The organism is Phycobacter sedimenti (assembly GCF_038148855.1).
Taxonomy (GTDB): Bacteria; Pseudomonadota; Alphaproteobacteria; order Rhodobacterales; family Rhodobacteraceae; genus Phycobacter; species Phycobacter sedimenti.
In genome coordinates this window covers 148,512-157,729 of record NZ_JBBVGR010000010.1, presented here as the reverse complement: position 1 = coordinate 157,729, position 9,218 = coordinate 148,512, and the positions used below count along the sequence as shown (strand labels likewise).

Annotated in this window: 7 protein-coding genes and 1 pseudogene; 1 reads left to right on the top strand and 7 read right to left on the bottom strand. The window is 61.6% G+C overall.

The window, feature by feature from the left end; all coding sequences use genetic code 11:
• Positions 1-416: pseudogene (locus tag AADA15_RS17560) on the bottom strand (hypothetical protein); the annotation flags it as partial.
• A gap of 897 nt (positions 417-1,313) precedes the next feature.
• On the opposite strand from AADA15_RS17560, the gene AADA15_RS17555 reads away from it, so the two are divergent.
• Positions 1,314-1,715, top strand: a complete 402-nt coding sequence (locus AADA15_RS17555; RefSeq protein ID WP_341642863.1) for a carboxymuconolactone decarboxylase family protein — start codon at positions 1,314-1,316, stop codon at positions 1,713-1,715.
• Positions 1,716-1,793: 78 nt separating this feature from the next.
• On the opposite strand, the gene purU is transcribed toward AADA15_RS17555, so the two are convergent.
• The 6 genes from purU to glnT form a co-directional block, all read right to left on the bottom strand.
• Positions 1,794-2,678 carry a formyltetrahydrofolate deformylase gene (purU, locus tag AADA15_RS17550; protein ID WP_341642862.1) on the bottom strand — a complete coding sequence of 295 codons (885 nt, stop codon included), beginning with the start codon at positions 2,676-2,678 and terminating at the stop codon, positions 1,794-1,796.
• Positions 2,679-2,803: 125 nt separating this feature from the next.
• Positions 2,804-3,346: a sarcosine oxidase subunit gamma gene (locus AADA15_RS17545; protein WP_341642861.1), complete on the bottom strand. Its 543-nt coding sequence runs from the start codon at positions 3,344-3,346 to the stop codon at positions 2,804-2,806.
• Complete coding sequence (locus AADA15_RS17540) at positions 3,339-6,281, bottom strand: sarcosine oxidase subunit alpha family protein (RefSeq protein ID WP_341642860.1); 2,943 nt, start codon at positions 6,279-6,281, stop codon at positions 3,339-3,341. Before AADA15_RS17540 ends, AADA15_RS17545 begins: the two co-directional genes overlap by 8 nt.
• Positions 6,278-6,550 (bottom strand): sarcosine oxidase subunit delta, encoded by a 273-nt coding sequence (locus AADA15_RS17535; protein WP_341642859.1) that lies wholly within the window; start codon positions 6,548-6,550, stop codon positions 6,278-6,280. The genes AADA15_RS17540 and AADA15_RS17535 overlap by 4 nt, the downstream gene beginning before the upstream one ends.
• 9 nt (positions 6,551-6,559) lie before the next feature.
• Positions 6,560-7,810, bottom strand: coding sequence for a sarcosine oxidase subunit beta family protein (locus tag AADA15_RS17530; RefSeq protein ID WP_341642858.1), 1,251 nt, complete (start codon positions 7,808-7,810; stop codon positions 6,560-6,562).
• A 35-nt stretch (positions 7,811-7,845) separates the two neighbouring features.
• Positions 7,846-9,162, bottom strand: coding sequence for a type III glutamate--ammonia ligase (gene glnT, locus AADA15_RS17525; protein ID WP_341642857.1), 1,317 nt, complete (start codon positions 9,160-9,162; stop codon positions 7,846-7,848).
• Positions 9,163-9,218 lie beyond the last annotated feature (56 nt).

Below are 9,218 nucleotides of genomic sequence, written 5' to 3'. Positions count from 1 at the left end.
TTCTGCAGGGTCAGCGTGCTTTCATACGTCGTGCCCGCGCCGAAGGTCAGTACGGTGTCGGTGGCGGTGTAGCTGACCGAAAGGGCGACGGACGGCCCGCCAAAGCTCATCACCTCCAGCATGTCGCCCTCGGAGAAATCCGTCACCACATCGGCGCCGAAACCCTCGTAGTCGGTGCCGGTCCAGACCAGCTCGGCCCGGAAGCTGTCATTGCCGCCGCCGCCCGTCATCTGGTCGTTGCCTGCGCCAAAGCCACCGGTCAGCTGGTCATCCCCGTCGCCGCCGTCCAGCGTGTCATTGCCACCGCCACCGTCCAGCGTGTCGGCAAACATTGAGCCCAGGATCACGTTGTCATCTGCGTCTCCAAGAGCCGTTCCGCCATTGGATGGTGCGTTTACCGTATTGGGTGATGTCATGGGGGCCTCCTGAACCTGCGGTGGTGCAACGAAAGGTTGAAAGTGTTAATGAAAAGTAAACAATTTGATCTGTTTGCCTAAGGAAATGGCGTTACAGCCAAGGGGGGGGAAGCCCTTTGACAGCGCCTGAAGCCAACGCAAAACTCTGTATTCCCGCGCATTGTTAATCCCTTAGTAAGCACTCCGGGGCCCGCCAGGGGACCACATCTTCCTTTTGGACCGAGTGCAAAAAGGGAGGCAGAAAAATCTCTCGGGACCAGAAAAAGATGGCCCTCACCCGTGAGGATCAGACCTGCTCAGCCAAAAGGTGCTGGCGCCGGGGAAACATGCCCCGGAGATTCGCAACAGAGGAGGCGGTGGTCGAGCCAGACAGTGGCAGGGTTGTCACGCGGTAAAGACAAGTCCATGGGGTGCCACAGGGCAGAACCAATCAGACAAGTCCTCATCGAGGCCTGGTCCAACGCCGGGCGAACGGAAGTGTGCGTCTGCCACCTCATCCGGACGGGTGGCAGCGGATCTGCGACACCAGTTGAACACCGCCTTGTGCGAACTGAAAAACGCTGCCAAAGATCAGTTGCTGGGCCTGCCGTTCAGGGCCACGAGCAATGTCGACGGCATCATGTTGCCGGGGCCGATCAAACCACCGCTTGCAAAGTCGTGCAGCATTTGCAGGCCGGGTGTGTCGGGGTCGCATCCTCAGTCCGAACGGCTGTGAGCGTAAGCTTCTTGACCCGGTGCATCTGCAGCAGATCCGCGTTGCCATCGGCCGCCGTGACTGCGAAGCGGCGCGGGCCTTTGCAGAGCGCCCCCTGACGGATCCAAGGCGTTCGCCGCAAAGCTGCGCCAGTCAAAAGGGCAGCCTATCATGAACGAGAAGTCACAAGAGGACACAGACAGATGAGCAGCTTTGAAGAGGATCTTTTCCTCAAAGGACTGGAGCAGCGAAAAGCCACGCTTGGCGCAGATTATGTCGAGCGAAACCTTGCTGCCGCCGACGATTTCACTCGCCCCTTTCAGGAGGCGATGACTGCCTGGTGCTGGGGTTTCGGCTGGGGCGATGATGTAATTGATGCCAAGACCCGGTCGATGATGAACCTCTCGATGATCGGTGCTTTGGGCAAGATGCACGAATGGGAGCTGCATTGCCGTGGCGCCCTGAACAACGGGGTCACCAAGGATGAAATCCGGGCGATCATCCACGTCATCGGCATTTACTGCGGTGTTCCACAGGCGCTGGAGTGTTTCCGCGCGGCCCGCAAGGTTCTGGAAGAAGAGGCTGCCGCCGGGGATAACGCCTGAGGGCCACGGCAAGGACCGTTGCGTCGGGGTCCGCCTCAAGCGGAGACCCTGACGCAACCCAGTGCCCCAATGTCCTTTTTAGCCCATTCTTTCCGAACTGTGGCTGCCCGGGGAGGCGGGGAACACCACGGTTTTGTCTCCATTCAGGAACACCCGGTGATGGGCATGCGCATGGATCGCACGCGCCAGCACCTGTGCCTCCACATCGCGGCCAAGGGAGACGTAGTCAGAGGGCGATTGTGCATGGGTCACGCGGACGATGTCCTGCTCGATGATCGGCCCCTCGTCCAGATCCGCAGTGACATAATGCGAGGTCGCGCCGATCAGTTTCACGCCGCGCGCAAAGGCCTGCTTGTAGGGGTTCGCGCCTTTGAAGGAGGGCAGAAAGGAGTGGTGGATATTGATGATGCGACCTGACATCTTTTTGCACATCTCGTCCGACAGGATCTGCATGTAGCGCGCCAGGACGATCAACTCGGCCTCGGTCTCTTCGACGACCCGCATGATTGCCGCTTCGGCCTCGGGTTTGTTGTCCTTGGTGACCTTGATGCAGTGGAACGGAATGTCGGCGTTCACCACGGCCTTCTGATAGTCCATGTGATTTGAAATCACCGCGACGATCTCGATCGGCAGGGCGCCGATTTTGACGCGGTACAAAAGGTCATTCAGACAGTGGCCAAAACGGCTGACCATGATGACGACCTTCATCTTTGCAGAGCCGTCATGAAACGCGGACTGCATGCCGAACTCTTCTGCAACCGCAGCAAAATCGCTCTGCAATTGCTGCAGAGTGGCGCCTTGCTGCGAGTCAAAGGCGACCCGCATGAAAAACCGTCCGGTATCGGCATCATCAAACTGCGAGCTGTCGGTGATGTTGCACCCCTGCTTGGCCATGAACGTGGCAACGGCTGCAACGATCCCGCGCGCGGTCGGGCAGGCGACGGTGAGGCAATATTTGGTCATTCAGTGCTCCTGATAAGTCGCGTCTCTGGGGGCGCAGGTCGTACCGTGGTTGTTGCTCTGCCGGGGTGTTTCGTCTTCTGCTGCGCCAGAGCCTGAGGTCGCGATAGCTTGCCCGCATGGGATTGTCACGGGGATGTCATCGCCAGCCTGTGTGCGGCCCGGTTCAGGGCATGCCACAGCGCACCGGCATAGCTGCGCATCCCGATGATCGCCATATGATCATCTCGGCGGCGGACCAGAAAGACAGTCATGTGGTGCAACCCGGTGCGTATGGCCTGACCCGTGGCGAAAGCGGCGGGATCAATGTTCACCAGCTTTGCCATCAAGTCCTCAAGCGGCGCGGCCCCTTTGACCGATGTGACCTCTACCACCCAAAAGCCGTCGGTCTGTTCGGTGATGCTGCAACCGGGAAGGTCCCCTTGGACCCTGGCCGCAAAATCGGTTTCGGCCTGTCCCGGTCCCTCCAGCATCCATTGATTGGGACCGATCCAGAAAGCGCCGTCTTTGAACTCACCCACCTCTGGTAGCCCCTGTGGCGGCGTGACGCCTTTGCGCAGGGTCAGCGAAGCCAGCGCGATATCCGGGTTTTCGGCAAAGATCAGCGCCCCATGAGACACGCGTGCGGCCTCAGCCATGCCAAGAGCGGTGATCGGGGTCAGGTCAGTCACGCAGGCGCCCTCCTTCGGGGTCGAAAAAATGGGGGGAAACGATTTCGACGTCGAAAGACTGTCCCTCAAGCGGGTTGGCAGCAGTCAGGATCTCGCCCAAACGGGTATCGCCGTCCTCCAGGAACCCCAGAGCGATGTAGCCGCCAACATGGGGCGAATAGCAGGACGAGGTGACCCAGCCCTGATCCGTTTCCAGCGACTGGGGGCTGCCTTTGGTGAAAAGATGCGCCCCGGCGGGAACCTGCACCATGGCCTTGCAGGATTTCAATCCGGCCAGACGGCGGCGATCCTGCGCCAGCCCCTCGCGACGGGACATGATGGCGCCAATCGAATCTTTCTTGGCAGAAACCATGCGACCAAGCCCCAGCATCTGCGCGGTGGTCTGGCCGTTAAGTTCAGCGCCAGCCGCATGACCTTTTTCGATGCGCAAGACACCCAGGGCCTCGGTGCCGTAGGGCGTGACACCAAGATCGGTGCCTTTTTCCAACAGACGCTGCATTAGTGCCTGACCATAGCGCGCAGGCACGGCGATCTCGTAGGCCAGTTCGCCGGAGAACGAGATCCGAAACAGCCGCGCCCGCAGGCCATTGCAGATTGTCAGCTCAGCGCAGGCCATGAAGGGAAAAGTCTCGTTCGACAGGTCAAACCCATCCACGATCCGCTCCAGCAGGGCTCGCGATTTCGGTCCGGCCACGGCGATCTGTGCCCAGGCATCAGTGGTCGAAATCAGCTGCACATCCAGATCCGGCCACAGGCACTGACGCGCGAATTCCATATTCCGATAGACAGCGCCTGCATTGGCCGTGGTGGTGGTGACCACGTAGTGATCCTCTGACAGGCGCGCGCAGGTGCCGTCGTCAAACAGGTGGCCATCCTCACGCAGCATCAGCCCATAACGCACCATGCCGACTTTGAGAGTGCCCATCACATTGGCGTAGATCCGGTTCAGAAACTCACTCGCGTCCGCGCCCTGCACATCGATCTTTCCCAATGTGGTCACATCGCAGATCCCCACATCCCGTCGCACCGCCAGAACCTCGCGGTCCACCGACTGGCGCCAATGGGTTTCTCCGTCACGGACAAAGTACTGCGCGCGCATCCAGGGACCGACCTCGACAAACTCCGCGCCCTGAGTGGCGGCCCAGTAATGGGTCGGCGTCAGCCGCTTGGGCCTGAACTCTTTGCCGGTATCGCCGCCTCCCAGCACTGAAAGGGCAACGCCGGTATAGGGCGGGCGGAAGATCGTCGTGCCGGTCTCGGGGATTGTCGCGCCAGTGATCTCAGCCATTACCGCCAGCGCCGAAACATTCGAGGTCTTGCCCTGGTCCGTCGCCATCCCCAGCGTCGTCCAGCGTTTCAGGTGTTCGACCGAGCGCATGTTTTCCTTATGCGACAGTTCGATGTCATTGACCGTCACGTCATTCTGAAAATCGACCCAGGCACGACGCGTGCCCGATACATGCCAGAACGGCGCATGAGTCGCAGGGGCATCCTGCGCCTCGGGCAGGGGGATCGGATGTGCATCGACGTCAAGATCGGCCAGGGCCGCCAGAGCCGCGCGCATGCCATCGGCAAGCGCCTGCGCCGTGCCGCCCTGGCCCGCGCAGCCGCCTGCGGGGAACATGCCCTTGGGCGGGTTATGCGGCACAAAGGCCAACGCCTCTGTATCCCAAACCGGCCGCCCGCGATGATGCGAGGCGAGATGCACGTTCGGGTTCCACCCGCCTGCAACGCCAAGGGCGCCAACCTCGTGCCACTTGGACTGGCCCTGATGCGCAACATGTATCGCCCGCAGCCCCTTGCGCCCGCGCGTGCCCGTGACCGTCGCGCCGCTTAGCAGATCATAGTCGCCAAAGCGCGGTGCATCCACGCGGGTGTCGATCACATGCGAAACGGTCACCCCCTTGGCCATGAGGTCCAGAGCGGTGCGGTGGCCGTCGTCTCCATTTGTGAAAATTGCGAGCTTGTCATCCCCTGTTCGGACCGGAGACACCGCCCAGCGATTGGCATAGGCCCGTATCGCCCCCGCGAGCATGATGCCTGGCCGGTCATTGTCAGCAAAGGGAATATGCCGCTCGATCACACCCGCTGCCAGAACCGTGCGCCTCGCCGTGATCCGCCATAGCGTTTGCCTCACAACCGCCCCTGGACTCGGCAGGTGGTCGGCGACACGCTCAACCGCTCCGAATGTTCCGTGGTCATAGGCCCCAAACACTGTTGTTCGCGACATCAGGCGGACATTGGGCATCTGCCGCAGCTCGTCGCAGGCAGCCGCGACCCACTCTGCCGCAGGGGCACCATCCAGCGTGTCGCTTTCTGCCAGCAAGCGTCCACCTAGGCGCGAGTCCTCGTCGGCGAGAATCACCCTCGCCCCCGCACGCCCCGCTGTCAGCGCAGCCGCCAAGCCTGCCGCACCACCCCCGATCACCAGAAGATCGCAATGCAGGAACCCCTTGTCATAGGCATCGGGGTCCGGCTCCATCGACAAGGCGCCCAGCCCGGCCGCCCGCCGGATTGCAGGCTCATAGAGCTTTTCCCAAAAGGCACGCGGCCACATGAAGGTCTTGTAATAGAACCCGGCCGCCAGAAACGGCGACAACAGGTCATTGACCGCAAGGAGGTCGTGCTCCAGCGAGCCAAAGTGGTTCTGTGAACGCGCCACCAGCCCTTCGAACAGTTCTGTCACCGTCGCCCGCGTGTTCGGCTCGGCCCGCGCGCCTTCGCGTAGGGTTACAAGGGCGTTCGGCTCTTCGGACCCGGCGGAGAAAATCCCGCGCGGACGGTGATACTTGAAGCTCCGTCCCACCATCTGCACCCCATTGGCGATCAGGGCCGAGGCCAGAGTGTCGCCTGCGTAGCCCTTGTAGGTGCGCCCGTTGAAGCGGAAGCTCAGCGGCGTATCGCGATCAATGAGACCGCCGGACAGACGACTCATGTGGAGGCCCTCGCGCAGTTCATGGCCAGTTCGGCGCTCAGGATTTCATGGGTCACAGTATCGCGCGTCACCACCAGCCAGGACCGGTCGCCCTGCTCGTGAAACCACAGCTCCCGGTGCACACCGGCTGGGTTGTCGCGCAGGAAGACATAGTCACAAAAGGCGGCTTCTCCCGCCTCTGGGGCAGGGCGGTTCATCAGCGCGGCGTCGCCGAGGTAGGTAAACTCCTGCGCATCGCGCAGGCCAAGAAGAGGATGGGGGATCAGCATTGCAGGCCCTCAGTGCAGATTCGGCTGGGCACCGACGCCCTTTTCATCAATGACGTAACCGCGTGCGAACCGGTCCAGCCGGAAGGCGCGCGCGGTCTCATGGGGGGTGCCGGTTGCAAGCAGATGGGCAAAGGCATAGCCGGAGGCCGGTGTCGCCTTGAAGCCGCCATAGCACCAGCCAGCGTTCAGATAGAGCCCGTCTAAATGGGTTCGGTCGATGATGGGCGAGCCATCCATCGACATGTCCATCACCCCGCCCCAGGATCGCAACAGCCGCGCGCGGCCAATCATCGGCATCAGGGCCATACCGCCCTCGATCACATCCTCGACCACCGGCAGGTTGCCGCGTTGGGCATATGAGTTATAGCCGTCGATATCGCCGCCAAAGACCAAGCCGCCCTTGTCGGACTGACTGACATAGAAATGCCCCGCGCCAAAGGTGATCACTCCGGGAATGGTGGGTTTCAAACCTTCCGAGACAAAGGCCTGCAGCACGTGGCTCTCGATTGGCAGGCGCAGGCCTGCCATGGACATCACCCGGCTGGAAGACCCGGCCACCGCCACGCCAACCTTGCCCGCAGCGATAAGGCCGCGCGTTGTCTCGACGCCAGAGATCTGTCCGTCTTCGATCCGAAAGCCCGTGACCTCGCAGTTCTGGATCAGATCTACGCCGCGCTGATCTGCTGCCCGCGCATAGCCCCAGGCGACGCCATCGTGACGCGCGGTTCCGGCGCGGCTTTGCATCAGCCCGCCTTTGATGGGAAAGCGTGCGTTGTCAAAGTTGAGGAAGGGCAGTTTTTCCCGCAGCTCGTCCTGCGACAGCAGCGTACCTCCCGCACCGCTCAGCTGCATGGCATTGCCCCGCCGACGATAGGCATCTCGCTGACCGTCACTGTGGAACAGGTTGATAATCGAGCGCTGGCTCACCATCGAGTTGAAGTTGAGATCCTGCTCCTGGCTTTCCCAGAGCTTCATCGAGAATTCATAGAACGGCTGATTGCCCGGCAGCAGATAGTTCGATCGGATGATCGTCGTATTGCGCCCGATATTCCCGGAGCCGAGCCAGCCCCTCTCGAGGACCGCGACATTGGTGATCCCGAAGGTCGCCGCCAGATAGTAGGCCGTTGCCAGACCGTGCCCGCCACCGCCCACGATCACCACGTCATAGGCGGGTTTGGGTTCAGGGTTTCGCCACAGAGGCGTCCAGCCCTTATGGCCGTTCAACGCCTGCCGGATGACCTTCAAACCAGAGAATTTCATCGCATGTTCCTATGCATGGTGATGCCAGATGGCACCTACACATCCAGCGTGTTTTCCTTCTCCCAACGGGAGAAATGCGAAACGAAGCTGTCCCACTCCTGATGCTTCATCTTGACGTAAGACGCCGCAAACCCGGTGCCCATCATCTTTTTCAGCCCCTCATCCGCATCAAAGTTGCGGATCGCATCCAGCATGTTGAGGGGCAGTTTCGGCGCATCGGTGATTGCATGGCCTTCGGCGTACATGTCGATGTCATAACGGGGGCCCGGATCCGCCTTGCAGCGGATCCCCGACAGTCCCGCCGCGATGATCACCGCCTGCAACAGATAAGGGTTCACCGCCCCGTCGGGCAGGCGCAGCTCGAAGCGGCCGGGGCCGGGGACGCGGACCATGTGGGTTCGGTTGTTGCCGGTCCAGGTCACGGTATTGGGGGCCCAGGTGGCGCCGGACATGGTGCGCGGCGCGTTGATGCGCTTGTAGCTGTTGACGGTCGGGTTGGTGATGGCCGCCAGCGCTTCGGCATGGGCCATGATCCCGCCCAGGAAATAGCCGCCCTGCTGCGACAGGCCGACCTCTCCGATCTGGCCGCCGCCGTCCCCGGCAAAGGCGTTGGTCTTGCCCTCCGGATCCCAGACCGAGATATGCGCATGGCAGCCGTTGCCGGTCAGCCCCTCGACGGGTTTGGGCATGAAGGTCGCCCGCAGCCCGTGCTTTTCGGCCACCGACTTCACCATGAACTTGAAGAAGGAGTGCCGGTCCGCTGTCACCAGTGCATCGTCAAACTCCCAGTTCATTTCGAACTGGCCATTGGCGTCTTCATGATCGTTCTGATAGGGGCCCCAGCCCAGCTCCAGCATGTAATCGCAGATTTCGGCGATCACATCATAGCGGCGCATCACCGCCTGCTGATCGTAGCAGGGTTTCTCCGCGGTATCATAGGGGTCCGAGATCTTGTCGCCCTCGGGCGTGAGCAGAAAGAACTCGGCCTCGATCCCGGTTTTGACGCGCAGCCCGGCCTCTGTGGCCTCATGGACGAGCTTTTTCAGAACGTTGCGCGGGGCCTGCTCCACCGGAGTGCCCTCCATCACGCAATCGGCAGGCACCCATGCGACCTCGGGCTTCCAGGGCAGCTGGATCACTGCATCGGGGTCAGGCACGGCCAGCATGTCAGGATGGGCCGGCGTCATGTCAAACCAGGTGGCAAAGCCCGCAAAGCCCGCGCCTTCTTCCTCCATATCCGCGATGGCGGCGGCGGGGACCAGCTTGGCGCGCTGACCGCCAAACAGATCGGTGTAGGAGATCATGAAATACTTGACGCCTTTGTCTGCGGCGAATTTGGCGAGTTTGCTCATCGTTTTGTTCCCTGTTGCTTGTCCAGATGGAGAGAGAGGGGCCGCTGGCCCCTCTG